The following is a 25845-nucleotide window of genomic DNA, read 5'->3' as shown; positions in this document are numbered from 1 at the left end:
GGCCCCGCGGGCGGGGGGTTTTGTGCCCGGCCGGGGCGCCGCCCCCCGGGCCCGGGGGGGGGGGGGGGCCCCGGCCGGGGGGGGCCCCCCCCCCCCACCACAGGACGGGCGGCCGTCCCGTTCCCCCACGTTGCTCCGTGCGAGTGGTGGTTCCTCCGGGACGGTCGTAGCGTCGTTGAAGAGGCCGCCGCGTCCACCGGCGCGGGGCCGCCCCACGTGCAACCGGCGGGCGGGAGCGGAACATGCGCAGACCAGTGCGGTGTACGGCAATCATGATGTGGACGGGCGTGCTGCTCGCGGGAGTGACGACCTCGGCGGCGGCGACGCCCACCGGCTCGGCGCCGGCCTCGGCCGACCGGGCGGTGCGGGTGTCGACCGCGCCCGTGCTGGTCGACTGCACGTGGCGCTCGACCGTGCGCCCCGACGACTTCATCCTGGCCTGCGGCGACGGCAACAGCCGTCTGACGCAACTGCGTTGGTCGGAGTGGGGCACCGGCTCCGCGACGGCCTCGGGTGTGAACATGGTGAACGACTGCAAGCCGTACTGCGCGGCCGGGACGTTCCGCTCGTACGACGTGACGGTCCGGCTCGACCGGCCGCGGTCCTGGGCGAAGAACCCGCAGATGGACCACTACACGCGGATGAGCCTGACCTACGCGTCGGAGAGGCCCGAGGGGTTCACCCGGGTCATGACGTACCCGCTGTGGGAGTGACCTCGCGGCCTTTCGTCCGCCGCGCGCGGGAAGGCCGTCGCGGGTCTCAGGGGCGGAAGCCCGTGATGGCGAGGTCCATGATCCGGCGGGCCTGGGCGAGGCCCGCCTCACCCGGCCCGACGCGCCACAGGAAGCCCATCAGGAGCAGGACGTCGCCCGGTTCGAGCCCGGGGCGCACGCTGCCGTCGCGCTCGCAGGCGGCCAGGAGCTCGGCGACGGCGGCGGTGACGGGGGCGTAGGTCTCGTTGATGACCTTCTGCGCGGCGGCCGTGTTCAGCGCCTCGCCGAGCCCGTGCTTGAGCCGCACGTACGTGGCGAGCCGGTCGAACCAGACGCGGAACGCCTCCAGCGGGGCGTGTTCCGCGAGCACCTGGCCGACCTCGCCGACGAGCCGTTCCACGTCGTTCCGGTACACGGCGAGGATCAGGTCCTCACGGGTCGGGAAGTGCCGGTAGAGCGTGCCGGCGCCGACGCCCGCCCGCTTGGCGATGACGTTGAGCGAGGTCGCGCCGTCCTCGGCGAAGGCGTCGTGCGCCACCCGCAGGAGGTGCTCGCGGTTCTTCACCGCGTCCGCGCGTCCCGCCACCTGCCGCCGCTCGACCACGGCTCCTCCCCTCGGGAGGGACGACACGGAGTACTTCCCCGGACGGCCCCCGTACACCTTAGGAGCCCGTCCGACCGGCCGGCCAACCGGGGCGGGGCCGGGGCAGGGGTCAGGACGCCGGCTCAGGCCGTCACCTTGGCGAGGAACGCCGCGACGTTCGCCACGGTCCGCCCGATCTTCTCCTCCAGGGTCAGCGACTCGGGGAGCCGGGAGCCCGCGCCTGCGTCCCTCTTGCCGCGCACGTACAGCGAGCAGGCGAGGTCGGCGCAGATGTAGGCGCCCACCGAGTTGCCCTGCTGTCCGGCCCGGCCCGCCTTCGGCGCGACCATCAGGGTGACCCCGCCGGTGTGCGTGGTCAGACACATCGAGCACATGCTGCGCCGTGTCTGCCACGAGGACACGGCGGAGGCGCGCAGCACGATCCCCCGCGCCCGCCCCTCCGGCCCGTCGGCACTCTCGGCACCCTCGGTCACCAGGTAGGCGCGGTCGGGGGCCTGGGGGTCGCGCCACCCCAGGAAGTCGAGGTCGTCCCAGGGCCGGTCGGCCAGGTCGCGCGGGACCGACAGGCGCTTCGCCTCGCCCTTGGTGCAGTTCAGGAACGCGGCCCGGATCTCTTGTTCGGTCAGCGGCTTCATGCCCGGCAGGCTAAAGTTGCCTATAGGCTTTAGGCAAATAGATAAAAGACATCGGTTGTGACCTACGCCTGATGGGGGGAGAGTCGTGGCACGTGCGGGACTGACGCCGGAGCGCCTGGCGCGGGCGGGGGCGGAGCTGGCCGACGAGGTCGGCTTCGAGCAGGTGACCGTGTCGGCGCTCGCCCGGCGCTTCGACGTCAAGGTCGCGAGCCTGTACTCGCACGTGAAGGGCTCGCACGACCTGAAAACCCGGATCGCCCTGCTCGCCCTGGAGGAGATGGCCGACCGGGCCGCCGAGGCGCTGGCCGGACGCGCGGGCAAGGACGCGCTCGGCGCCCTGGGCGGCGTGTACCGGGACTACGCCCGCGAGCACCCCGGCCGCTACGCCGCGGCCCGGTTCAGGCTCGACCCGCAGGCGGCCGCGGCGAGCGCCGGCGCACGGCACGCGCGGATGGCCCGGGCGATCCTGCGGGGCTACGACCTCACCGAGCCCGACGAGACCCACGCGGTCCGGCTGCTGGGCAGCGTCTTCAACGGCTACGTCGGCCTGGAGCTGGACGGCGGGTTCAGCCACAGCGCCCCCGACAGCGAGGAGACCTGGGCCCGTGTGGTCGACGCCCTCGACGCGCTCCTGCGCCACTGGCCCGCACCGCCCGCCCCCTGACCCGGGGGGGGCCGACCGCGCCCCCTCACCCGGCGGGTGTGCGGACGCGCGCGGACGCCGGACGGGCGGGGCGGGACGCCGTGCGCAGGCGTCGGCCGCGGCGGGTGGGGCCCCAGGGCTTGAGGACCGAGATCACCGTCATGAAGACGTAGGCGGACAGGGACACGACGGGGCCCATGAGGACGTCGCGCGGCTCGGGCAGCGGGCCGCCCGCGACGACGGCGGCGGACGCGGAGTTCACCGCCGGACGGAGCACGAAGGCCGTCGCCGCGGTCGTGGCCAGGGTCAGCCAGAACTTGACGACGACCCAGCGGTGCCGGGCGAGCCCCCACGGGGTGCCCAGGGAGAGCCCGAGCCCGCTCAGCAGGGTCAGGAGGGCGACGGGGAGCACCAGCCAGTCGGCGAAGAGCTTCATGGCCCGGACGGACGCCTCCACCGCCGGCGGCGAGCCGGTGGTGGCCGCGGTGGTCCCGAGGGCGAGCAGGCCGAGCGAGAGCCCGAGCCAGCACGCGGAGGCGACGACGTGGACGACGAGGAGGGCCCGGCGTGCGGGGCGGCGGAGTGTCACCCGCACCACGGTGCCGTCCGCGGGCCCCGGCGGCGTCTGCCCCGGGGAGTAGCCGTGCGTACGGCCCCGGGAGCAGAGCCGGACCGCCCCCGGCCGTCACACGCGCCGTTCGCCGCCACATAACCCCATTCAGAAGCAGCGCCGCTGAATCCCATGGAAAGGATCGGTTGGACTTCGGGATCGCCGAGGAGCAGGGTGGACGGGATTGCCCGCTCGGGCGAGCCCCCTCCCCGCCCTCCCTGCACCACCCGGAGTACACCCGATGAACCACGTCGCGGACCCCGCGCGCTACGACGGCGTCATGCGTTACCGGCGTACCGGCCGCTCGGGACTGGACCTGCCCGTCCTGTCCCTGGGCTACTGGCACAACTTCGGCGACGACCGCCCGTTCGAGACGCAGCGGGAGATCGCGCTGCGCGCCTTCGACCTGGGGATCACCCACCACGACCTGGCGAACAACTACGGGCCGCCCTACGGCTCCGCCGAGGTCAACTTCGGCCGGCTGATGAAGCGGGACCTGGCGCCGTACCGCGACGAGATGGTGATCTCGACCAAGGCCGGCTGGGACATGTGGCCCGGCCCCTACGGTCAGGGCGGCGGTTCCCGGAAGTACCTGCTCGCGTCCCTGGACCAGTCGCTGACCCGCATGGGCCTCGACCACGTCGACATCTTCTACTCCCACCGGCTCGACGGCAGCACGCCGCTGGAGGAGACGATGGGCGCGCTCGACACCGCCGTCCGCCAGGGCAAGGCGCTCTACGTCGGCATCTCGTCGTACGACGCCGAGCGCAGCCGGGAGGCCGTGGCCATCCTGCGCGACCTGGGCACCCCGCTGCTCATCCACCAGCCGTCGTACAGCATGCTCAACCGCTGGATCGAGACCGAGGGCCTGCTCGACGTCGCCCAGGAGGAGGGCTTCGGCGTCATCGGGTTCACCGCGCTCGCCCAGGGCATGCTCACCGACCGGTACCTGGACGGGATCCCGGCGGACTCCCGGGGCGCCAAGGGCACCAGCCTCGACGCCGCGTGGCTGACGGACGACATGACCGAGCGGCTGCGCGCCCTCAACGCCGTCGCGGCCCGGCGCGGACAGACGCTCGCCCAGATGGCGCTGGCGTGGGCGCTGCGCGACGAGCGGGTCACCTCGCTGGTGATCGGCGCCTCCCGGGTCGAGCAGCTGGAGCAGAACGTCGCCGCGCTGGAGAACCCGGACTTCACCGACGAGGAACTGGCCGAGATCGACAAGCACGCCACGGACGGCGGCGTCGACCTGTGGCGCGAGGCCCGGCTCGGCAACCTGCGCTGAGCCGTCCACGGGGCGGACAGGGCGATCCCGGTTGGCACTGAGTGACACTCGTCACTGACAACCATGAAAAATCGGACAAAACTGGAGCTATCGAAGCCAGCGTCTTCAAGGAGCCGCACCCCGCCATGGCACACGGAGCCCACCACAGCCCGATCCTGCCGCCCCGCCCCGACCTGGCACCGGCCCGCGACTGCGAGCACTGCCTCGGCTGGGGAACCGTCGTCACCCTCGACGGACTGCACGAACTGTGCCCCACCTGTCAGCCCGACGCGGGCGGCGGTGGGGCCCTCGGGGAAACCCGCCCCGGCCCCTGACCGGGGCCCTCCCCCGCGCTTCACCCCGGCCCCTCCGACTACAGGTCCAGCACGGCACGCAGCGCGTTGTCCACGAGTTCCAGCTGCTCGGGCCCGATGTTCCCGTGGAGCACCCCCGCCTCGAAGCGGCCCGCCGCCAGTTGCAGGACGTTGACCGCGACGGCCGAGGCGTCCACCGGCGAGGTCAGGCGCACGCTCATCGCGGTGTCCGGATGCCGGGCCGGCGCGTGCAGCGCGAGGGCGAGGACGGCGCCGTACGCCTCGGCGAGTCCGTCGAGGCTCACCACGAGGACCGTGCGGACCCCCTTGCCGGTATCGACGTCCCAGACGTCGCCCTTGCGGAGGGTCACCGGTCTGTCGCGCGGGGCGACGGGATCGGGACGCGGATGTCACTCGGTGTCGCGTCCGGGGCGCCCGGGGCTGTCGCGGCGCGTGGGGTGATGGCGGTCATGACGGCAAATCTAGTGGCACGGATGCCGTCGCCGCAGGGGAACTCCTGGCCCGTGGGAGCGTGTTGGCGCCGGGCCGGGTACAGTCGCGGATCATCACGATGCGGCGGCGACACGTCACTAACCCGGATTGCACACTTGACTACCCGCCGTCACACACGATTGGCTCCCGCCGGGAGAGTCACTCGGTTGACGCAATCGGCGTCGGGCTGGGCTCCCGACCGCTCTTGCTCGGCCGCACAGCGAGGTGCCGCACCCCCATGAACACTCACCCACGTTCCGTCTCCCCGAGAGCGGGGCGCAGCACGGCGCTCACCGCCGCGGCGGCCGCGGGCTGTCTGCTCGTGAGCGGCTGCTCCGGCTTCGGCCAGGACAAGGCCGACCCGTCCTCCGACGGCGCCGCCGGCGGGCTGCGGATCACCCTGGTCAGCCACGGCAGCGACGACGACGCCTTCTGGGACCTGGTGCGCAAGGGTGCCGAGGCCGCCGCGGCCAAGGACGGCATCGACCTCACGTACGCGAGCGACCCGGACGCGAACGCGCAGGCGCAACTGGTGCGGGACGCCATCAAGAACAAGGCTGACGGCATCGCCGTGACGCTGGCCAAGCCGGAGGCGATGCGCGGCCCCGTCGCCCAGGCACGGGCCGCGGGGATACCGGTGGTGGCCCTCAACTCCGGCATCGACGCCTGGCAGTCGGAGGGCGCGCTGGAGTACTTCGGGCAGGACGAGAGCGTCGCGGGCCGGGCCGTCGGCGACAAGCTGGAGGACCTGCGGGCCAAGCACGCCCTCTGTGTGATCCACGAGCGCGGCAACGTCGCCCTGGAGGCGCGCTGCGCCGGGGTGAAGAAGACGTTCGCCGGCCGGACCGACATGCTCTACGTGGACGGCACCGACATGGACGCCGTGTCCGACTCCCTCACGGCCCAGCTGCGGCAGGACCCCACCATCGACGAAGTGGTCACCAACGGCGCCCAGTTCGCGCTCGCCGCGGTCAAGTCGGTGAAGTCCGCGAAGGTGAAGGCCCACGTGGCGACGTTCGACCTCAACAAGGACCTGGTGAAGGCCGTGCAGTCCGGCGACGTCCAGTTCGCCGTGGACCAGCAGCCCTACCTCCAGGGCTACCTCGCCGTGGACGGGCTGTGGCTGTACCGGACCAACGGCAACACCAGCGGCGGCGGTGTGGCCCCGGTGCTCACCGGACCGGCCTTCGTGACCAAGGCGAACGTGGCCGCGGTGGCCCGGTTCGCCGCCGACGGCACACGGTGACCGGACACTTCGCGCAACACCGTAGCCAACGATTCGACCACACGCGGTACACACGGTCACGTGGGCGGATAACATCCTGCGCACCCCCTCAGCCGTATCGGACACGCAGTCACCCGCCGCGCTCGTCCCCCGTACCCTGCCGCCCCCGTTGACCGCCACAAGGACGACGATGTCTCCACGGACCGGTGCCCGCCGCCGTCTCGGCTCCATACGTCTTTCCCTCATCCTGCTGGCCCTCGTTCCGAGCGTCACGCTCGCCGCCATGTGGGGTGTGACGACGACCCAGATGTTCTCGGAGGGCCTGCGGCTGCGCTGGCAGACGGAGTTGAGCCGCTCCACCGGCGCCATGGGCACCGAGGCCACCCTCGCGCTCCAGCGCGAGCGCAGCCTCTCGGCGGCCTGGCTGGCCTCGCCGCACGGCTCCCGCGCCGCCCTGGAAACCCAGCGGCGGGAGACGGACGCCGCGGTCGCCAAGCTGGTCGGGCGGACCTCGGACATCCAGAGCGCGCCCGCCCGCATCAAGGACCGCATGTACTCGGTCGTCGCGTCCGTGAGCAGCCTGGAGTACTACCGCGGCCAGGTCGACGACCCGACCGACATCACCGCCCGGCAGGTGCTCGACCAGTACACGTCGATCATCGACGACCAGATCCACGCCTTCCAGGAGCTGTCTCAGGTCGACGACGGCGACCTCACTTCCCAGGCCGGTCCGCTCGTCGCCCTGGAGCACGCGGCCGAACAGGCGTCCCAGGAGGACGCGCTGCTCACCCTGTCCTGGTCGGACGGGCACCTCGACCAGGACCGGTGGACCACGTTCGGGCAGCTGGTCGACGCCCGCCGCTGGCTCGTCTCCGACCAGATCGTGCCCTCGCTGCGCGGCAGCGCCAAGTCGCAGGCCGAGCACATCCTCCAGGGCCCGGGCTGGAAGTCCCTGGAGAGCGTCGAGGACCGGGTCCTGGCCGGCCGGGCGTCCGCCGAGGGCAAGGCCGGCACCATCCCGCTGCCCGACGCCCGCGAGGAGTGGAACACCGCCTTCACCGACGTCGCCGACCAGTACACCGCCCTGATCCAGCAGCAGACGTCCGCCCTGCTGGACCGCAGCGCCGACAACGCCCGCGGACTGCTGCTGACCGCCGGGTTCCTGAGCATCGGCGGACTCGTCGCGCTGCTGCTGTGCGTGGGCATGTCCTGGCGCATCACCCGCTCCCTGTCCCGCCGGCTGCGCGGTCTGCGCATCGCCACGCTGAGCCTCGCCGAGGAGCGGCTGCCCGACGTCGTGGCCCGCCTCGACCGGGGCGAGCGGGTGGACGTGGAGCGGGCGACCCCGCCGCTCGACTACGGCCGCGACGAACTCGGCCAGGTGGCGCAGGCGTTCAACACCGCGCAGCGCACGGCCGTGCACACCGCCGTCGAACTCGCCGACACCCGGCGGGGTTTCCAGAAGGTCATCCTCGGCATCGCCCGGGAGAGCCAGAACCTGGTCAACCTCCAGCTGAGCAAGCTCGACGCGCTGGAGCGCCAGCACAACGACCCGGACATCCTCAAGGGCCTGTACGAACTGGACTCCACGGCGAGCCAGTTGCGCCGCTACGAGGAGAATCTGGTCATCATCAGCGGGGAGCGGCCCGGCCGCACCTGGACCGATCCGGTCGCGCTCATCGACATCCTGCGCAGCGCCGTCGGCGAGGTCGCCGAGTACCAACGGGTGGAGGTGCACACCGAGGAGGAGATCAGTCTCGCCCCGCCCGCCGTCGCCGACGTCATCCACCTGCTGGCCGAGCTGATCGACAACGCCACCGTGTACTCCCCCGCGCCGAGTCCGGTCGGGGTGCGGGCCGCGCTGGTCGCCAAGGGGCTGGCGATCGAGGTCGAGGACCGCGGGCTCGGCATGGCCGACGAGGACTACGCCGCGCTCAACGCCCAGTTGACAAAGGCGCCGCAGTTCGACGTGGTCGGGCTCGCGGACGACCTGCGGCTCGGCATGTTCGTCGTGGCCCGGCTCGCCAACCGGCACCGCATCACGGTCACGCTGCGCTCGTCGCCGTACGGCGGGACCACCGCGATCGTGCTGGTCCCGCACGAGATCGTGGTGACCGGCACCGCCCCGGCGGCCGCAGTGGGCGGCGCCCGGCCGGCGGCGGAGCAGGAGAGGGCCGAGGTGTGGGAGTCGGCGGAGGAGGGGCACGAGGACGGCGCGCGGAGCCCCGCGCCCGGCCAGGAGCTCCCCGCCGTGCCCCGCCCCCGGCACGCCAGGCCGGCCCGCGCCGACGGGCCGCGTTCCGCGGACGGGCGGGGCGGGATCCCCCCGCTGCCGCGCCGGGTGCCGCAGACGAGCCTGGTGCTCGAACTGCGCGACGAGGCGCGGCTCACGGCGGACGAGGACGACTGCCCCGGCGACGACTTCACCGCGGAACGCGCCGCGTCCTCCCTGGCCGGATTCCAGCGCGGCACGTTCAAGGCGCGTGACGAGGACGCCGAGCCGCAGTACGAGCAGGAGGAGAAAGCTCCGGAGGAACCCGCCGCACGGGTCCCCGACGCCGAACCGTCCGCACCCGAACCCGAGGAACCACCCGAGGAGAGGGACCCCCCGAAGCCGACTCCGACCGCCGACCGCTCACGAAGGACGCTGACATGACCCGCCCCACGCCCGCCACCCACACCCAGCTCGACCAGCTGCTCACCGGACTCGTCGACCGGGTCGCCGAGGTGAACCACGCCGTCGTCCTGTCGGAGGACGGACTCGTCGTCAGCAAGTCCACCGGTTTCCTGCGCGACGACGCCGAACGTCTCGCAGCGACCGCGTCCGGGCTGATGAGCCTGAGCAAGGGCGTCAGCATGGACTTCCGGGGCGGCCCGGTGCGCCAGGCCCTCATCGAGATGGCCAACAGCTATCTGATCCTCACCTCCGCCGGACCCGGTGCCCACCTGGTCGTGCTCACCAGCCAGGGAGCCGACGTGGGCGTGGTGGCGTACCAGATGAACATGCTGGTGAAGAAGATCGGCGAGCATCTGAGCGCGGCACCGCGCGCGGGTGTCGCCGTCGCGTCCGATCGCGGCGAGTGAGGTGAGCGGAGGCGACGCGGCGGGCCGTCTGGTACGACCGTTCACGCTGACCGGCGGTCGCACCCGGCCCAGCCGCGCCGACTTCACCCTGATCACGACGGTGACCGCGGTCGACCCGCCGCCCGCGTGGACGGGCCGGCCGCAGCCGGAGCACACCCGCATCCTGAAGCTGTGCGACCGGCCGATCGCCGTCGCGGAGCTCGCGGCCCATCTCGACCTGCCGATGAGCGTGGTCGTGATCCTGCTGTGCGACCTGCTGGAGGAGGGCCGCATCAGGGTCCGCCCGCCGCACCCGGTCTCGCGCACCGAACCTGACCTGGACCTGCTGCGCAAGGTCCGGGAAGGGCTCGGCCGGCTCTAGGACCGCTCCCCGGAAGCTCTTCTTCGAGACGATCTCTCCGATACGAAAGGGCACCTCGCCACATGGCCAGCAAGCTGGGCCGGACACCGACCGGCTCCTTCGCCGGGGCGGCCACCGCTCCCGACACGGTCAAGATCCTGATCGCCGGGGGCTTCGGGGTCGGCAAGACCACGATGGTCGGCTCGGTCAGCGAGATCGCGCCGTTGCGCACCGAGGAGCCGCTGACCGCGGCCGGTCTCGGCGTCGACGACCTCGACGGCATCGAGGAGAAGCGGGCCACCACCGTGGCGCTGGACTTCGGGCGCATCAGCATCGGCCAGGACCTGGTGCTGTACCTGTTCGGCACACCCGGTCAGCAGCGGTTCTGGTTCATGTGGAACGACCTGGCGCTCGGCGCGCTGGGGGCGGTGGTGCTGATCGACGTCCGCCGGCCCCGGACGAGTTTCGCGGCCATCGACTTCTTCGAGCGCCGGCGCATCCCGTTCGTCATCGGCGTCAACGGCTTCCACGGCCGGCACCCCTACTCCCCCGAGGAGATCCGGGACGCGCTGGCGCTGCCCGAGGGCACGCCGGTGCTGCTGTGCGACGCCCGGGAGCGCGAGTCGAGCCGCGACGTGCTGATCGCGCTCCTGGACGAACTGATCGCCACGGCGCTGCGGAAGCGGGAGGCGGAGGACGACGCGCCGGCCTGACGGGGCCTCACCCGGCCCGCAGGTGCTCGTCGCTCAGGTCCTCCCGCTTGACCACGCACAGCGCCCAGATCACGAAGCTGGAGAAGGCGATCATCACGATGGACCACACCGGGTAGTACGGCAGCGACAGGAAGTTCGCGATGATCACCAGCGCGGCGATGGCCACCCCGGCGACGCGCGACCAGGTCGCCGTCCGGAACAGGCCGAAGCTCACCACGACGGCGATCACGCCGAGCACGAGGTGGATCCAGCCCCAGCCGGTCAGGTCGAACCTGAACACGTACTGGGGTGTGGAGACGAAGACGTCGTCCTGGGCGATCGCCATGATGCCCCGGAAGATGCCGAGCAGTCCGGCGATCATCAGCATGACGGCGCCGAAGACCACGACGCCCTCGGCCCAGTCGGGCCTCGTCCCGGTGTACGGGTGGTGTGACACGGTCATGGGTCTGCCTCGTTTCCTGTCGTACGGCCGTGCTCGGCCGGCTCAGCCGAGGACCCTCTCCTTGGCCCGCCGGAACTCCTCGTCGGTCATGTCGCCCCGGGCGCGGATCTCGGACAGCCTGGCGAGCTGGTCCACGCTGCTCGGCGCGGACGTCCGGCCCGCGGTCTCCCGGATGTAGCTGTCGAACTCCTCGCGCCGGGCCCGCGCCTGCGCGGCCTCGCGGCTGCCCATCGACCTGCCGCGCGCGACGACGTACACGAGGACGCCGAGGAAGGGCAGCACGATGACGAGGACGAGCCAGCCCGCCTTGGCCCAGCCGCTGAGCGAGTCGTCGCGGAAGATGTCGAGGACGACGCGGAAGAGCAGGACGAACCACAGGATCCACAGGAAGAGGACCAGCATCGTCCAGAACGCGCTCAGCAGCGGATAGTCGTACGCGAGGTACGGGTGATCGGCCACTTTCTCCTCCTCCGTGCCGGTGGACACCCGGGGCGGCTGTCCACGCCCCCCACAGCGTCGCGCGCCGGGCACGGGCGTGGATCACCCGCGGCGGGTGAGCCGCCGCGGTCGCCGCGGGGGTGGTGTGGGCGTGGGGGAACGGCCCCGGCGCGACCTCCGCGTCCGGAGCCCCGCTTCGAGGAGGCTGGACCATGACCACGCTCACCGAGGTCCAGGGCACGCCGTCACCCGCGGCGCGGGCGGACGACGGCAGGTCCGTCCGGATCCGTCTGCCACGCTCGGCGCACGCCGTGTTCGAGCCGGACGCGGGCCGGCCCGATCCGGTGGACGTGATCGAGCGGCAGTCGGCGCTGCGCGTGCCCGAGCTGGTGCCGATCCGCTACGGCCGGATGCTGGAGTCCCCGTTCCGCTTCTACCGGGGCGCCGCGTCGATCATGGCGACGGACCTGGGCGCGCAGCCGGACACGGGTCTGACGGTGCAGCTGTGCGGCGACGCCCATCTGCTGAACTTCCGGCTGCTGGCCTCGCCGGAGCGGCACCTCGTGTTCGACATCAACGACTTCGACGAGACGCTGGCCGGGCCCTTCGAGTGGGACGTGAAGCGGCTGGCGGCGAGCTTCGTCATCGCGGGCCGCGCCAACGGCTTCCCGGCGCGGGAGCAGGACACGATGGTGCGCGAGTGCGTACGGGCCTACCGGGAGCGCATCCGGGAGTTCGCGGGGATGCGCACCCTGGACGTCTGGTACGCCCGTGACGACGCCGACCGCATCCAGACCCTGCTGGACACTCCGCCCGGCCACAAGGCCCTGCGCAGGGTGGCCGAGGCGCGGGCGAAGGCGCTGACCCGGACGCAGCTCCAGGCGTTCGAGAAGCTGACCCGGGTCACCGCCGAGGGCCGGCGCTTCACCCCGGACCCGCCGCTGATCACCCCGCTGCGGGACCTCGTGGACGACATGGCCGAGGACATGCCGGAGCGGGAGCTGCACGCGATCCTGGAGAACTACGCCCGCAGTCTGCCCTCCGAGCGCAGGCACCTGCTGCACCGGTACCGGCTGGTGGACATGGCCCGCAAGGTGGTGGGCGTGGGCAGCGTCGGCACCCGCTGCTGGATCGTGCTGCTGCTCGGCAGGGACGACGACGATCCGCTGGTCCTCCAGGCGAAGGAGGCGCAGGAGTCGGTGCTCGCGCCGTTCACGCGCGGCGAGCGGTACGACAACCAGGGGCGCCGGGTGGTGTCGGGGCAGCGGCTGATCCAGAGCGCGAGCGACATCTTCCTGGGGTGGACGCATCTGCGGGGCATCGACGGGCGGGGCCGGGACTTCTACGTGCGCCAGCTGCGCGACTGGAAGGGGATCGCGCGCCCCGAGACCATGGGGCCCGAACTGCTCGCGCTCTTCGCCCAGCTGTGCGGGGCGAGCCTGGCGCGGGCGCACGCGCGTTCCGGGGACGCGGTGGCGATCGGCGCCTACCTGGGCGGCAGCGACCGTTTCGACCGGGCGCTGACGACCTTCGCGCAGACGTACGCCGACCGCAACGAGCGGGACCACGCGGCGCTCGGGGAGGCGGTCCGCGCGGGCCGGGTGCGGGCGGCGTCCCTGTGAGCGCGTCTCCCGGTCATTCGGGCAGCCTGCGCATCTCCAGCAGGCGCAGGCCGAGGGACTGGAACCTGGCCAGCAGTCCGTACAGGTGCGCGTCGTCCACGACCGGCCCGTACAGCAGGGTCTGGTCGGACACGACGACGTGCTCGAGTTCGGGAAAGGCCTCGGCGAGCGTCTCGGACAGATGTCCGGCGATGCGGATCTCGTACCGCATGAGCTGCTCTCCCCGCGGGTGGCGTGGGCGCAGGAGCACTGTGCCCTTCCTCGTGATCCTCCACCGCGCGGGGGCGGCCGGCCTCACCCGGCGCAGGTGATACGGGGGCGCGGCGCGGACGGTCCGGGTCGTCTCACAGCAGCCGCAGGTCGCGGGCCCGGCGTACGGCGTCGGCGCGGCGGTTGACGGAGAGCTTGCGGTAGGCGCTCTTGAGGTGGGTCTTCACGGTGTTGACGGAGACGTGGAGGTCGGCGGCGATCTCCTCGGTGGACATCAGGAGGGCGAGGCGTCGCAGCACGTCGCGTTCGCGGGGGCTGATCTCCTCGACGACGGGCGCCGGCCGCTCCCCGGGACGGTCGGCGGGCGCGGCGGTGCGGGGCCCGGTGTCGAGCCAGGCGCGGGCGGGGCCGTAGGCGGGGGTGCGGTCGAGCAGCCGGCGCAGCCAGGGGCCCGCGTCGAGGAAGGGGCGGCGCAGCCGGTCGCGGCGGGCGTCGGCCAGGGCACGGCCGACGAGGCGCCGGGCGGTGGCGGTGTCCCCGGCGCGGTCGGCGGCCTGGGCACGGGCGAGGGTGGCGGCCACGGCGAGGGCGGGCCCGCCGGGCAGGACGGCCGGGAGGGTGTCGAGGATGTCGCGGGCCTCCGCCAGGTCGCCGGCCGCGAGCCGGGCGCGGGCGGCGGCGACGGCCACGGCGGGCCGGTGGTCGAGCGCGGGCTCCAGCAGTTTCACGGCGGTCTCGGGGTCGCCGTCGGCCTGGTGGGCGGCGGCGGTGAGCAGCAGGGTGTGGTCCTCGGCCCAGGGGGAGGCGGCGACGGTGGTGACGGGGGGCACGGCTGCCTCGGCGGCGTCCCGGCTGCTGCCCCGGGCGAGCAGCAGCCGGGAGACGGCGAGGGCGCGGGCGGCGGCGGTGACCGGGTCCTCGGCGAGGTGGCGGGCGGTGCCGGTGCGGTCGATCAGGGCCTGGGCGGTGTCGAGTTCGTCGCGGTCGACGGCCACGGCGGCCAGGACGAGGCGGCCGGTGCGGGAGCGGGCGGTGGCGGGCAGTCCGTAGCGGTCGGCCTCGCGCAGCGCGGCGAGGGCGGTGCGTTCGGCCCGGCCGGGTCTGCCGTCGAGGTAGTCGAGCAGGGCCAGGTGGCCGAGGGACTCCTGGCGGGGTACGGCGGTGGCGACGCTGCCTGCGGGTCCGGCGGCCTCGGTGAGGGCGGCGCGCGCGGCGTCGAGGTGTCCGGTCCACAGCCGGGTCGAGCCGAGGTGGGTGAGCAGCAGCGCGAGGAGTTCGGGGTGCCGGTCGAGGCGTTCGGGGTCGACGGACTCCCGCAGGTCCCGGGCGGCGCGGGCGGCGCGTTCGGCACGGTCCGGGGAGCCGGTGAACCGCGCGACCAGTGCTTCGAGGAAGGCGCAGGTGAGCCGGGCCGCGGGGTCGGCGCCGTCCTCGGTGAGGGTGCGTTCGGCCCGGCTGAGCCCGGCGGTGCCGTGCTCCAGGTCCCGGTCGGCGAGGGCGCGGGCGGCGAGGACGAGGCCGGTGGCGAGGCCGTCCGCCTCGGGCGGCATCCCGGTGAAGAGTTCGCCGAGGCCGTCGGGGCGCGGCCCGGTGAACAGCCGGCCGACGGCCAGGTCGTCGACGAGGGCGCGGGAGGTGAACTCCCAGTCCCCGGCGGCGGCGCCGTGGGCGAGGGTCTCGGCGAGCGAGCCGCCGTCCGCGAGCCAGCGCGCGGCGCGGCGGTGGAGTTCGGTCTCCAGGCCGGGGTGGCGTACGCGCAGATGGGCGCGGAGGATCTCGGCGAACAGCGGGTGCAGCCGGTACCAGGCGTGGCCGAGGGGTTCGACGAAGGCGTTCTCGTGGTGCAGCCGGGCGAGGACGGCCTCGGCGTCGGTGCGTCCGGTGAGCGCGTCGGCGAGGCCGGGCCGGAACCGTTCGACGACGCTGACGCGCAGCAGCAGGTCCTGGGTCCCGGCGGGCTGGCGCTTGAGGACCTCGGCGAGCAGGTAGTCGGCGACGGTGCTGTGGCCGGCCTCGAACTCGGCGAGGCAGCGTTCGGGGTCCGCGCTGCGCTGGGCGGCGAGGGCGCACAGCCGCAGTCCGGCGGCCCAGCCCTGGGTGCGGCGCACGAGGGCGCACACGGTGTCGTCGCTCAGCCGCATGCCGTGGGCGGTGAGCAGTCCGGCGGCCTCGGCGGGGGTGAAGGCGAGTTCGGCGCCGCGGATCTCGGTGACGGTGCCGGCGGCGCGGTGGCGGTGCAGGGGCAGGAGGGGTTCGCTGCGGGTGACGAGGACGAGCCGCATGCCGGGTCCTGCGTGGTGGAGGACGTACTCCAGCTGGTCGGCGATCTCGGGCGAGGGGACGCGTTCGAACTCGTCGAGGACGACGATCGCGGGCGCGGTGCGGGCGCCGAGGTCGGCGGCGAGGCGGGCGAGCAGGCCCTGGTCGACGCTGCCGGCGTGGGCGGGGCTGCCGATGCCCCGGGAGAGCGGGACGCCGGCGGCGTGCAGGGCCTGGAGGAGATAGGCCCAGAAGACGCCGGGGGCCTGGTCGGCGGCCTCGGCGGTGAGCCAGGCGACCGGGTGGCCGGGGCGTTCGGCCCAGTCGGCGACGAGGAGGGTCTTGCCCGCGCCGGCCGGCCCGTCGACGAGGGTCAGCGGGGTCGTCAGTCCCTCGTCGAGGCGGCGGACCAGCCGCTCCCGGCGCAGGAACGTGGGGGGTCGTTCGGGTGGGGCGAACCGGGTGCCGAGGAACGGCTCTCCACGGGGGTCGACAGAGGCGTCCCCGTGCGCGCCGGCCCCGGGTTGATTGGCCATGGCGGTCATCGCCACCGTCCGTCGGATCATGACTGGCGCTGTCCCGCTCAGTGTCGCAGCCCGGCCGGTCGTCTGCGCGCCGAAAGGGCGGGGGTGCGGGCCTCCCGCATGCGGTGGCCGGGCGGCAGGGGCAGGCTGGGAGTCGACTCACGCGCACGAGGGCCGGCCCCTGGCCGGCCGACACGTCCCGGAGGTGCTCCCAGTGGTGCACAGCGAGCCCGGGCCGCCCTCGGAGGAGATGTCGGTCTCGATGCTGGAGGCGCTGTTCTCCCGGTCCCCGGTGGGCCTGCACCTGCTCGACACGGACCTGCGGATCGTCCGGGTCAACACCGCCACCCCGGCGCTGCGCGGCCTGACCTCGAAGGACGTGGTGGGGCGCCGCCTCCAGGACGTGTACGACGTCGTGGGCGACGACGTCGCCGCCCTCGTGCGCGACGTGCTGGACACCGGGGTCCCGCTGCGCGGCCGCGTCCTGCGCGCGCGGGTGCGCAACTCCCCGGTCGAGGTGCGCCACGTCGAGGTCACCGCGCTGCGCCTGGACAATCCGCGCGGCGAGGCGCTGGGGCTGGCCGTCACCGGGATCGACGTGACGGAGCGCGAGCGCGGCCGGTGCCGGGGCCGGGTCCTGGACACGGTCCGGCGGACGGTCGGGCGGAGCCTGGACGCGGCGGTGACCGGTGAGGAACTGGTCGAGGCCGTGGTGCCCGCGTTCGCCGACATCGCCGTCGTCGAGGTGGTGGACGCGGTGCTGCGCGGCGACGAGCCGCCGCTCGCGCCGCTGCCGGGGGACACCCCGCTGATGCGCACCGCGTTCCGCAGCCGGCACGACCGGCCGCCCGCGGCGCACCCGGTGGGCGACGTGCGCCGGCTGCCGGGGCCGACGCCCTTCACCCGGGCCCTCGCCGATCTGCGTCCCCGGGTGGTGCGGCTGGCGCCCGACGCCCCGTGGTACGACGTCGACGCGCCGCGCGCGGACGCCATCCGCTCGACGCGGGCCCACACCCTGCTCGCGGCGCCGCTCACCCTGCGCGGCACCGTCCTCGGCCTGCTCAGCCTCTACCGGACCGGGGACACCCCGCCGTTCGACGAGGGCGACCGGAGGCTCGCGGTCGAGCTGGCCGCGCACACCGCGCTGTGCGTCGACAACGCCCGCCGTTTCACCCGGGAGCACACGGTCGCGGCGACGGTCCAGCGCCAGCTGCTGCCGCGCGAGCCCGAGAGCCACACCTCCCTGGAGACCGCCTATCTGTCGCTGACCGGGGTGGACCCGGGGTCGTGGTACGACACGATCGCGCTGTCCGGCGCCCGGACGGCGCTGGTCGTGGGCAGCGTGGCCGGGCGGGGCCTCAACGCGGCGACCACCATGGGGCAGTTGCGCACGGTCATCCGCTCCCTGTCCGCCTTCGACCTGCCGCCCGACGAGCTGCTCGCCCGGCTGCACGACACCACCGCGGAGCTGGCCCACGAGCGCGCGTGCCGGCCCTACGGGGGCCCGCTGCGCCGCGAGATGCTCTGCGCGGACTGCGTGTACGCCATCCACGATCCGCTCAGCGGCAGTTGTGTGATGGCCTGCGCGGGGCGGCTGTCGCCGCTGGTGGTGCGGCCCGACCGCACCGTGGGTGTCCCCGACGCCCCGTCCGGGCCGCGCCTGGGCACGGTCGGCGACACCCCGTTCGGCTCGGTCGCGTTCGAGGTGCCGAGCGGCAGCGTGCTGGTGTTCACCAGCGACCCGCGGCTGACCGCGCACCTCGCCGAGCACCCCGGACCGCTGCGCATGGCGCCGGAGTTCCACGACCGCTCGCTCCAGGACCTGTGCGACGCCGTCGTGTACGCGCTGCCGCCCGGTCTCGCGGCGGGGGACGCGGCGATGATCGTGGCCCGCGTGCACTCGTTCCCCGCCGACCGGTGCGCGACCTGGCAGCTGCCGTCCGAGGCGGACGCGGTGGCCGAGGCCCGGCGCCGCGCCCACGACCGGCTCGTCGCCTGGAAGGTGGACGAGGAGACGGCGTTCAACACCGAACTGATCGTCAGCGAGCTGGTGACCAACGCGATCCGCCACGGCACTCCGCCCGTTCAGCTGCGCCTCATCAACGACCGCACGCTGACCTGCGAGGTCCTCGACGGCAGTGCCGCCGCGCCCCGGCTGCGCCATGCCCGTACGGCCGACGAGGGTGGCCGGGGCCTGTTCATCGCGGCGCAGCTCGCACGGGCGTGGGGCACGCGGTACTCGCCGGAGGGCAAGACGATCTGGACGGAGCAGACCCTGCCCGAGGACGGGGACGACGGGCGGGTTAGCATATGAGCGCCGCCTAGCTCGAAAGAGTAGATCTGTGACTGTCAACGAGGACTCGTTCACCACCTGGAAGCACCGCGAGGAGATCGCGGAGGCGATGATCCCGCTCATCGGGAAGCTGCACCGCGAGCGGGACGTGACCGTCCTGCTGCACAGCCGCTCCCTGGTGAACAAGTCGGTGATCGGCATCCTCAAGACCCACCGCTTCGCCCGGCAGATCGCCGGCGCCGAGCTGTCCGTCACCGAGACGATGCCCTTCCTGACCGCACTGGCCGGGCTGGACCTCGGTCCGTCCCAGATCGACCTCGGTCTGCTCGCCGCGGCCCACCAGGCCGACGGACGCGGCCTGTCCGTCGAGGAGTTCACCGCCGGGGCGGTGGCCGGCGCCACCGGCGCGAACAAGATCGAGTGCGACGGGGGGCGCGACGTCGTCCTCTACGGCTTCGGCCGCATCGGGCGGCTGATCGCCCGGCTGCTCATCGAGAAGTCCGGCTCCGGCAACGGCCTGCGGCTGCGCGCGGTCGTCGTGCGCGGGGGCGGCGGGCAGGACCTCGTGAAGCGCGCCTCGCTGCTGCGCCGCGACTCCGTCCACGGCCCCTTCCAGGGCACGATCACCGTGGACGAGGCGGCCGGCACGATCACCGCCAACGGCAACGAGATCAAGGTGATCCACGCCGACGACCCGACGGAGATCGACTACACGGCGTACGGCATCAGGGACGCCGTCCTCATCGACAACACCGGCAAGTGGCGCGACCGCGAGGGCCTGTCGCGCCATCTGCGCCCCGGGATCGACAAGGTCGTGCTGACCGCGCCGGGCAAGGGCGACGTCCCCAACATCGTGCACGGCGTGAACCACGACCGGCTGAAGCCGGACGAGCGGATCCTGTCGTGCGCGTCCTGCACGACCAACGCCATCGTCCCGCCGCTCAAGGCGATGGACGACGAGTACGGCGTGCTGCGCGGCCACGTGGAGACCGTGCACTCGTTCACCAACGACCAGAACCTGCTGGACAATTACCACAAGTCCGACCGGCGCGGACGTTCGGCGCCGCTCAACATGGTCCTCACCGAGACCGGCGCCGCCTCCGCCGTCGCCAAGGCCCTGCCCGACCTCGGGGCGCGCATCACGGGCAGCTCGATCCGGGTGCCGGTGCCGGACGTCTCCATCGCGATCCTCCATCTGCGGCTCGCCCGCGAGACCACCCGCGAGGAGGTCCTCGACCATCTGCGCGAGGTGTCCCTGACCTCGCCGCTGCGCCGTCAGATCGACTTCATCAACGCCCCCGACGCGGTCTCCAGCGACTTCGTCGGCTCGCGCCACGCCTCGATCGTGGACGCGGGCGCCACCCAGGTCGACGGCGACAACGCGATCCTCTACCTCTGGTACGACAACGAGTTCGGCTACTCCTGCCAGGTGGTCCGGGTCGTCCAGCACGTCTCCGGGGTCGAGTACCCGACCTTCCCGTCCCCGGCGGTCTGACACCGCCGCCCTCCCCACCCCGCATCTCTCCGACGCCGTCGGCCCCGCACGGGCCGGCGGCGTCACCCGTATCCGGAGGAACCACAACACCACGGGGCGGACGCACGGATTCCGGTGGAAGCGTCGGCGACCACCGCATGACGAAGTACGGGCGGGCACAGGGGAGTTGACGTTGGCATTCCTCTCCTGTCATGGTCTGGACCCGTAGCACCAGAAGGCCGCCGCAAGCTCTCCTTCACCCCCCTCCCCACCGGGCCGAGGCGACAACCCACGCCTCCCCGCTCACGAGTGAGGACTTCCCGTGCGCGAATCCGTACCCCCCACCTCCGACTCCCCGAACCCGCCGGCCGCGCCGGCCCGTTCACGCCGGACGCGACGCTCGGCTCTGGCCGCGGCGCTCGGCGCGCTCGCCCTGGTGCTGGCGGTGCCCAACACCGCGAGCGCCAACGTCCTGCAACTGCTCCCGCAGAACGCCGACGGCCTGGAGCAGAGCTTCTCCCCGGCCTACGACTACGACGGCGACGGCTGCTACGCGACGGCCGCGATCGGCGCCGACGGCACCATCAACCCGGGCCTCAAGCTCGGCGGCGACGTCAACGGCCACTGCCACGACCCCGCGCAGCTCGCCAACGCCAACACCTACTCGCGCGAGAAGTGCAACAACGGCTGGTGCGCGGTGATGTACGCCAGCTACTTCGAGAAGGACCAGGCCACCCTGGGACCGGCCGCGATCGGGCACACCCACGACTGGGAGCACGTCGTGGTGTGGATCAACAACAACGAGGTGCAGTACGTCTCGGTGTCGCAGCACTCCGGCTACCAGGTGGCCGGGCGCTCGTCGATCCGCTTCGACGGCACGCACCCGAAGGTCGTGTACCACAAGGACGGCGTCTCGACGCACTGCTTCCGCTTCGCCAACAACAACGACGAACCGGCCGAGAACGCCACCGGGAACTGGTTCTACCCGCGCCTCGTGGGCTGGGACGGTTACCCGGCCGGCTACCGCGACAAGTTGCTGAGCGCCAACTTCGGCGAGGCGACCATCAAGATCAAGGACGGCGACTTCCAGTGGCACCTGGCCCACTCCATGCCGTCGGGAATCCCCTTCGACCCCAACGCCTGACGTCCCCGCGCCCGGTGTGCCTCCCCTTCGGCGAAGGGGAGGCACACCGGGCGCCCGGTCAGCCCGCCTGCTTCAGGTCGATGATCTTGCGGGTCCGCAGGTCGGACAGGACGTCGATCGTGGTGACCTGGGCGTCGGCGCCGTCGCTCCAGGTGAGGGTGACCCGGTCGGTGGCGTGGCCCGCGCCCGAACCGGTGTAGGAGACCGCCCACTTCACCGGCACGTTCTGCGCGAACAGGATGCCGTCCGCGTGCTGCTGCGCCTCGTACGCGGCGACCTTCCGCTGCGCGTCGGCGGAGAGGTAGAAGGACCGCAGCGCCGTGGCGTTCGCCCCGGCCGCCGGGTCCTCGTTGTCCCAGACGGAGTCGATGTAGGCGCCGTAGAAGTCGGCCACGCGCTGGGTGATGTCCCGCGGGTCGCCCTGAACGCCGGAGACCGCGGCGGTCCGGGCGGTGGGCGCCGTGTGCGCCGTGGACACCGTGTGCGCCGTGGACGCCGAGTGCGCCGCACGGGTCGCGCCGGTACCGGCGAGCGCGGGGGTGACGGCGGCGAGGGAAAGCGCCGCGGCGAAAGCGACGGCGGCGAGAACGGACTTCCGGCTGCGCACACGAATGCTCATGACGAGTAATTCCCCGTTTCATTTCCACCGGGCCATTCCCGGTGTTCGGCACAACTGAAGACCGCCTTCTCCGGACACTGGTTGCACCGCATTCTCGGAATTTACCCGCACCAGAAAGAAGGAAATGGTTGCGCCGAATTTCGGCCGGGCCACCGGCTCGATCCCGTTTCCCCGCCGACCGGGAAACGCCCGCCCTAGACCAGATGGGCGAACACGACCAGGTTCTCGGTGTAGTCCTTCGCCGCGTGGTCGTAGTCCCCGGCACAGGTGATCAGCCGGGCCTCGGCGCGCGGGGTGTCGGCGTACACCCGGCGGCTCGGGAAGTCGTCCTTCTCGAAGGTCTCGGCGCTGTCCACCACGAAGGTCGCGGTCCTGCCGTCGGCCCGCCGCACGGAGAAGCGGTCGCCCGGCCCCAGCGCGTCGAGCCCGGCGAACACGGCCGCCGCCGTCGTCGTGTCCACGTGCCCGGCGATGATCGCGGTGCCCGCCTCACCCGGTGAGGCGCCCCTGCCGTACCAGCCGACGAGGTTCGGATCGTCCGCGGGCGGCGGCCGGAGCCGGCCCGACGGGTCCAGGGAGAGGGTGGTGAACGGGGCGTCCACGTCGATCTTCGGGATGAGCAGCCGGGTCGGGCCGGAGCGGGGCAGGTGCTTGCCCGCCGGATGCGCGGTGGCCGCGGAGTCCCCGGCGCGGGCCTGGTCGGCGCCGCCGGACGACCTGCCGCCGATCATGCCGACGGCCAGGAGCAGCAGGGCGACGCCCCACATCACCATGCGTCCGCCGGAACGCGGGCCGGCCCCGGAGCCGGAGGACGGCGCGGGAGCTGCCATGACGAATCACCTCACTCGGTCGCGGCCTGCGGGGAAGGCGGCCGCCGGCACGGTGTGCGCGGCGGCGGCCCCGTCCCCTGTCTCGAACGTCGGCCGCCGGTCAGGAGGCCCGTGCGGCACCGGTGCGGCGGCGCAGCGCGTAGACGCCGGTGCCGAGGAACGCCACCACGGCGAGACCGCCCGCGGTGACACCGCCGGACGACGGGGCGAGCCCGCCGCCGCCGGTGTGCACGCCGCCGCTGGGCTCGCTCCACGAGTCCTTGCCGCCGCCGCCCTCGGACTCCTTGCCGCCGCCGGACTCCTTGCCGCCGCCGCTGTCGCTCTCCTTGTCCTTGTAGGTCTCCGGGTCGTACTTGCTGTTGTCTCCGCTGTCCGAGCTCCCGTCGTCGACGGTCACCAGGGCGAGGGCGCCGTCACCTGTGGCGTGGGCCCCGGGGGCGGAGAGCGCGAGGGCGGCTCCGGCGACGGCCGTGGCCAGGAAAATGCGGGCAGAACGCATCGGGAAGTCCTTCCGCCGCGGTCCGGGCAGCCGACACTCCATCAGCTGGGATCACCCGGACCCGACATGAACCACCGTCAAGCACCCCCTCCGCCCGCACCATCCGGACCGCCCACCCGGGTTACCCGTGCACCCCGCCCGGCCCCCTCCCGCGTTCCGGGGAACCGGTGGAGGAGCGGCCGGACGGGCCGACCGTGCCGCCTGGTTCCGGGACGGCGAGGGCAACATGATCGGCATCGGGCAGCCGGTCCGCCGAGCGGCGGCGTCCCCGCCGGGCTCGCGACGGCCGGGCGCGGTGGCGCTGGGCTATCGTCGCTCGCGTGAGACTACGCCCCCACCAGCGCGAGGCCGTGGACGCGGTGGTCCGCGCACTGCAACTGCCGGCCGGAGCGTCCCTGCCGCCGCGCGGTCTGCGCACCCAGGTGGTCATGGCGACCGGTTCGGGCAAGACCCTGGTCGCGGTCCGCTCGGCCGAGGAGCTGCGCGCGGGCCGGGTGCTGGTGCTGGTGCCCTCGCTCGACCTGCTCGCCCAGACCGAGGCGGCCTGGCGCGCGGGCGGCCGGTCGGGGCCGATGATCGGGGTGTCCTCGCTGCGCGGGGACCAGGCCGGGTTCCCCAGCACCACGGACGTGGGCGAGCTGGTCGCGTGGGTGCGGCCCTTCGACCGGGTCACCGTCTTCGCGACGTACGCCTCCCTGGGCCTCGGCACCCTGGAGCGCGCGCACGCCGCCGGGCTCCCCGGCTGGGACCTGATCGTCGTGGACGAGGCGCACCGCACGTCGGGCCGGATCGGCAAGCCGTGGGCGGTCGTGCACGACAACACGCGCGTCCCCGCGCTGCGCCGGCTGTACATGACGGCCACCCCGCGCCTGTGGCAGCCGGAGGAGGACGGGCAGGGGGAGGCGCCCGGCGGTCTCGTGGCCTCCATGGACGACGATCCCGACGGGCCGTTCGGGGCGCGCTGTCACACGCTGACGCTGTCCGCGGCGATCGACCGGGGCATCTGCGCGCCGTACCAGGTGGTGTGCGTGGACGTCACCGACACCCGGCTCCAGGCAGCCCAGTTGCTCGGCGCGGAGGGCCGGACGGACGAGCTGCGCGGGGCGCGGCTCGCGGCGCTCCAGGCGGCGCTGGTGAAGGCGTCGGCCGAGGAGGGATTGCGGCGGACGCTGGTGTTCCACCATCTCGTCAAGGAGGCCGAGGCGTTCGCGGCCGGGCTGCCGGAGGTCGCGGCGCGGCTGCACTCGGCCGAGCCGGGCCGCTGTCCGAAAACGGTCTGGGCGGACTGGCTGTGCGGCGACCACGCGCCCGCGCACCGGCGCCGGGTCCTGGAGGAGTTCGCGCGGGTCGGCGCCCCCGGCGGCGGTACGGGCGGCGGTACGGCGCGGCAGGCATTCCTCAGCTCGGTCAGGGTGCTCGGCGAGGGTGTCGACACCAAGCACTGCGACTCGGTGTACTTCGCCGACGTGCGCGGCTCGATGCCCGACCTGGTGCAGGCGGTGGGGCGGGCGCTGCGGGTGCGGCCCGGCGAGGGCAAGACGGCGTCGCTGGTCGTACCGGTGCTGCTGGGGCCGGGCGAGACACCGGACTCCATGCTCACCAGCCGGGCCTACGCGGGGCTCGCCCGGCTCCTGGAGGCGCTGCGCGCCCATGACGCGCGGATCGTGGAGCGGCTCGCCGAACCGCAGGCGCCCAGCCGCTCCCCCAAGGGCCGGGTGCTCGGCGAGGAGGACGAGCGGCTGCCCGGGGTGAGCGCACCCGCGCGGGCGCTGCTGAAGTTCTCGACGCCGCGTGATCCGGCGCGGCTGGCCGCGTTCATCGAACTGCGGGTGATCAACCCCGAGCAGGCCCACTGGCGGCGCGGCGTCGAGGCGTCCGGGCTCTACGCGCGGGCGCACGGCGATCTGCGGGTGCCGTTCACGTTCCGGGTGCCGGGCGGGGAGGCGGCCGAGGAGGCGGGGTGGCCGGGGGCGCTCGCGGGGTTCCCGCTCGGGCAGTGGATCGCGGACGCCCGGCGCCTGCGGTCGCGCGGCACCCTCGACGAGGAGCGGGCCCGCCGGCTGGAGGGGCTCGGCATGGTGTGGTCGCACTTCGACGTGGCGTGGGAGGAGGGGCTGACCGCGGCGCGCGGGTGGGCCGCCGAGCACGGGCATCTGCTGGCGCCGCACGACGCCGTCCACCAGGGGTTCCGGCTGGGGATCTGGCTGAAGAACCAGCGGGCCGCCGCCCGTCGCTCCGCGGAGGACGAGGGCGGGGACGAGGTGCCGGGCGCCCTGACGGCGGAGCGGCGCGAGCAGTTGGAGGAGATCGACCCCGCCTGGTGCCCGGCCTGGCCGGTGGAGTGGCAGCGCGGCTTCCAGCTGACCCGGCTGCATCTGGCGGAGGGCGGTGCGCTGCCCGCCGGGCCGGGTGACGCCGTACGGCAGGGCGAGGACCTCGGGCGGTGGGTGCGGACGCAGCGGCTCGGCTGGGACCGGCTCACCGTCGGCCAGCGGTGGCTGTGCGAACACGTCCTCGGGTTCGGGCCGGCCGACGAGCGGGAGCGGCCCGCGCCGCGGGTGTCGCACGCCGACAAGTGGGCGCTCAACCTGGCCGCCGCCGCGCAGTTCAGGGAGCGGGAGGGGCATCTGAGCGTGCCCCGCAAGCACGTCGAGACGCTGACGGTGGGCGAGGGCGAGCGGCGGGAGATCAAGCTCGGGGCCTGGATCAGCAACCAGCGCGCCCGCGCCGCGACCCTGCCCCCGGACCGGACCCGCGAACTCACGGCCCTGGACATGCGCTGGACGTAACCACCCCACGAACACGAGCCCGGCACCACCGGGACCCGCACCGCCGGACACCGGGTGACCGCGAC

At 73.5% G+C, this 25845-nt stretch carries 25 protein-coding genes; 14 read left to right on the top strand and 11 right to left on the bottom strand.

Annotation, left to right across the window (positions count from 1 at the left end; genetic code table 11):
- Positions 1 to 242 precede the first annotated feature (242 nt).
- Positions 243 to 713 carry a hypothetical protein gene (locus AB0F77_RS18920; protein ID WP_361949380.1) on the top strand — a complete coding sequence of 157 codons (471 nt, stop codon included), beginning with the start codon at positions 243 to 245 and terminating at the stop codon, positions 711 to 713.
- Between the two features lie 46 nt (positions 714 to 759).
- On the opposite strand, the gene AB0F77_RS18915 is transcribed toward AB0F77_RS18920, so the two are convergent.
- Positions 760 to 1344: a TetR/AcrR family transcriptional regulator gene (locus AB0F77_RS18915; RefSeq protein ID WP_361949377.1), complete on the bottom strand. Its 585-nt coding sequence runs from the start codon at positions 1342 to 1344 to the stop codon at positions 760 to 762.
- Positions 1345 to 1439: 95 nt separating this feature from the next.
- Positions 1440 to 1952, bottom strand: a complete 513-nt coding sequence (locus AB0F77_RS18910) for an FBP domain-containing protein (RefSeq protein ID WP_361949374.1) — start codon at positions 1950 to 1952, stop codon at positions 1440 to 1442.
- Between the two features lie 85 nt (positions 1953 to 2037).
- On the opposite strand from AB0F77_RS18910, the gene AB0F77_RS18905 reads away from it, so the two are divergent.
- The gene (locus tag AB0F77_RS18905) at positions 2038 to 2616 is read left to right on the top strand and encodes a TetR-like C-terminal domain-containing protein (protein WP_361949371.1); all 579 of its coding nucleotides are present in this window, start codon (positions 2038 to 2040) and stop codon (positions 2614 to 2616) included.
- Between the two features lie 25 nt (positions 2617 to 2641).
- Here the strand turns inward: AB0F77_RS18905 and AB0F77_RS18900 are convergent, their stop codons facing one another.
- Positions 2642 to 3184 carry a DUF2269 family protein gene (locus AB0F77_RS18900; protein ID WP_361949368.1) on the bottom strand — a complete coding sequence of 181 codons (543 nt, stop codon included), beginning with the start codon at positions 3182 to 3184 and terminating at the stop codon, positions 2642 to 2644.
- A 262-nt stretch (positions 3185 to 3446) separates the two neighbouring features.
- On the opposite strand from AB0F77_RS18900, the gene mgrA reads away from it, so the two are divergent.
- Positions 3447 to 4490, top strand: coding sequence for an L-glyceraldehyde 3-phosphate reductase (gene mgrA / locus AB0F77_RS18895; RefSeq protein WP_361949365.1), 1044 nt, complete (start codon positions 3447 to 3449; stop codon positions 4488 to 4490).
- A 125-nt stretch (positions 4491 to 4615) separates the two neighbouring features.
- Positions 4616 to 4804, top strand: coding sequence for a hypothetical protein (locus AB0F77_RS18890; protein WP_361949362.1), 189 nt, complete (start codon positions 4616 to 4618; stop codon positions 4802 to 4804).
- A 38-nt stretch (positions 4805 to 4842) separates the two neighbouring features.
- On the opposite strand, the gene AB0F77_RS18885 is transcribed toward AB0F77_RS18890, so the two are convergent.
- A complete protein-coding gene (locus tag AB0F77_RS18885) occupies positions 4843 to 5154 on the bottom strand; it encodes a hypothetical protein (RefSeq protein ID WP_361949359.1) in 312 nt (103 codons plus the stop codon).
- A gap of 359 nt (positions 5155 to 5513) precedes the next feature.
- Between AB0F77_RS18885 and AB0F77_RS18880 the strand changes: the two genes are divergently transcribed.
- The 5 genes from AB0F77_RS18880 (at position 5514) to AB0F77_RS18860 (ending at position 10637) form a co-directional block, all read left to right on the top strand.
- Complete coding sequence (locus AB0F77_RS18880; protein WP_361949357.1) at positions 5514 to 6521, top strand: substrate-binding domain-containing protein; 1008 nt, start codon at positions 5514 to 5516, stop codon at positions 6519 to 6521.
- A 169-nt stretch (positions 6522 to 6690) separates the two neighbouring features.
- Complete coding sequence (locus AB0F77_RS18875; RefSeq protein WP_361949354.1) at positions 6691 to 9156, top strand: nitrate- and nitrite sensing domain-containing protein; 2466 nt, start codon at positions 6691 to 6693, stop codon at positions 9154 to 9156.
- Positions 9153 to 9584 carry a roadblock/LC7 domain-containing protein gene (locus AB0F77_RS18870; protein ID WP_361949351.1) on the top strand — a complete coding sequence of 144 codons (432 nt, stop codon included), beginning with the start codon at positions 9153 to 9155 and terminating at the stop codon, positions 9582 to 9584. Before AB0F77_RS18875 ends, AB0F77_RS18870 begins: the two co-directional genes overlap by 4 nt.
- A gap of 1 nt (position 9585) precedes the next feature.
- Positions 9586 to 9945, top strand: a complete 360-nt coding sequence (locus tag AB0F77_RS18865) for a DUF742 domain-containing protein (protein ID WP_361949348.1) — start codon at positions 9586 to 9588, stop codon at positions 9943 to 9945.
- Between the two features lie 62 nt (positions 9946 to 10007).
- Positions 10008 to 10637: an ATP/GTP-binding protein gene (locus AB0F77_RS18860; RefSeq protein WP_361949345.1), complete on the top strand. Its 630-nt coding sequence runs from the start codon at positions 10008 to 10010 to the stop codon at positions 10635 to 10637.
- A gap of 7 nt (positions 10638 to 10644) precedes the next feature.
- On the opposite strand, the gene AB0F77_RS18855 is transcribed toward AB0F77_RS18860, so the two are convergent.
- Both AB0F77_RS18855 and AB0F77_RS18850 read right to left on the bottom strand, forming a co-directional pair.
- Positions 10645 to 11079, bottom strand: a complete 435-nt coding sequence (locus AB0F77_RS18855) for a hypothetical protein (protein WP_361949342.1) — start codon at positions 11077 to 11079, stop codon at positions 10645 to 10647.
- Between the two features lie 42 nt (positions 11080 to 11121).
- Complete coding sequence (locus AB0F77_RS18850; RefSeq protein ID WP_361949339.1) at positions 11122 to 11538, bottom strand: SHOCT domain-containing protein; 417 nt, start codon at positions 11536 to 11538, stop codon at positions 11122 to 11124.
- Positions 11539 to 11729: 191 nt separating this feature from the next.
- Between AB0F77_RS18850 and AB0F77_RS18845 the strand changes: the two genes are divergently transcribed.
- A complete protein-coding gene (locus AB0F77_RS18845) occupies positions 11730 to 13139 on the top strand; it encodes a DUF2252 domain-containing protein (protein ID WP_361949336.1) in 1410 nt (469 codons plus the stop codon).
- A 13-nt stretch (positions 13140 to 13152) separates the two neighbouring features.
- Here AB0F77_RS18845 and AB0F77_RS18840 read toward each other — a convergent pair whose 3' ends face one another.
- The gene (locus AB0F77_RS18840; RefSeq protein ID WP_361949333.1) at positions 13153 to 13350 is read right to left on the bottom strand and encodes a hypothetical protein; all 198 of its coding nucleotides are present in this window, start codon (positions 13348 to 13350) and stop codon (positions 13153 to 13155) included.
- A 133-nt stretch (positions 13351 to 13483) separates the two neighbouring features.
- Positions 13484 to 16153 (bottom strand): LuxR C-terminal-related transcriptional regulator, encoded by a 2670-nt coding sequence (locus AB0F77_RS18835; protein WP_361949406.1) that lies wholly within the window; start codon positions 16151 to 16153, stop codon positions 13484 to 13486.
- 193 nt (positions 16154 to 16346) lie between these two features.
- On the opposite strand from AB0F77_RS18835, the gene AB0F77_RS18830 reads away from it, so the two are divergent.
- From AB0F77_RS18830 to AB0F77_RS18820, 3 genes are all read left to right on the top strand, one after another.
- Entirely contained in the window at positions 16347 to 18446 is a 2100-nt protein-coding gene (locus AB0F77_RS18830; RefSeq protein ID WP_361949330.1) for a SpoIIE family protein phosphatase, read from the top strand.
- 28 nt (positions 18447 to 18474) lie between these two features.
- A complete protein-coding gene (locus AB0F77_RS18825) occupies positions 18475 to 19920 on the top strand; it encodes a glyceraldehyde-3-phosphate dehydrogenase (RefSeq protein ID WP_361949327.1) in 1446 nt (481 codons plus the stop codon).
- A gap of 385 nt (positions 19921 to 20305) precedes the next feature.
- Complete coding sequence (locus AB0F77_RS18820) at positions 20306 to 21043, top strand: NPP1 family protein (protein ID WP_361949404.1); 738 nt, start codon at positions 20306 to 20308, stop codon at positions 21041 to 21043.
- A 58-nt stretch (positions 21044 to 21101) separates the two neighbouring features.
- Here the strand turns inward: AB0F77_RS18820 and AB0F77_RS18815 are convergent, their stop codons facing one another.
- The 3 genes from AB0F77_RS18815 to AB0F77_RS18805 all read right to left on the bottom strand — a co-directional run bounded on the left by AB0F77_RS18815 (position 21102) and on the right by AB0F77_RS18805 (position 22991).
- Positions 21102 to 21662 carry a hypothetical protein gene (locus AB0F77_RS18815; RefSeq protein ID WP_361949324.1) on the bottom strand — a complete coding sequence of 187 codons (561 nt, stop codon included), beginning with the start codon at positions 21660 to 21662 and terminating at the stop codon, positions 21102 to 21104.
- Between the two features lie 194 nt (positions 21663 to 21856).
- On the bottom strand, positions 21857 to 22492 hold the full coding sequence (locus tag AB0F77_RS18810) for a class F sortase (protein WP_361949321.1): 636 nt from the start codon (positions 22490 to 22492) through the stop codon (positions 21857 to 21859).
- Between the two features lie 100 nt (positions 22493 to 22592).
- The gene (locus AB0F77_RS18805; RefSeq protein WP_361949319.1) at positions 22593 to 22991 is read right to left on the bottom strand and encodes a hypothetical protein; all 399 of its coding nucleotides are present in this window, start codon (positions 22989 to 22991) and stop codon (positions 22593 to 22595) included.
- A 320-nt stretch (positions 22992 to 23311) separates the two neighbouring features.
- On the opposite strand from AB0F77_RS18805, the gene AB0F77_RS18800 reads away from it, so the two are divergent.
- The gene (locus AB0F77_RS18800) at positions 23312 to 25780 is read left to right on the top strand and encodes a Helicase associated domain protein (protein WP_361949316.1); all 2469 of its coding nucleotides are present in this window, start codon (positions 23312 to 23314) and stop codon (positions 25778 to 25780) included.
- The last annotated feature ends 65 nt before the right edge of the window (positions 25781 to 25845 follow it).

The organism is Streptomyces sp. NPDC026672 (assembly GCF_040638185.1).
Taxonomy (GTDB): Bacteria; Actinomycetota; Actinomycetes; order Streptomycetales; family Streptomycetaceae; genus Streptomyces.
This window is presented reverse-complemented; position numbering and strand designations above follow the sequence as displayed.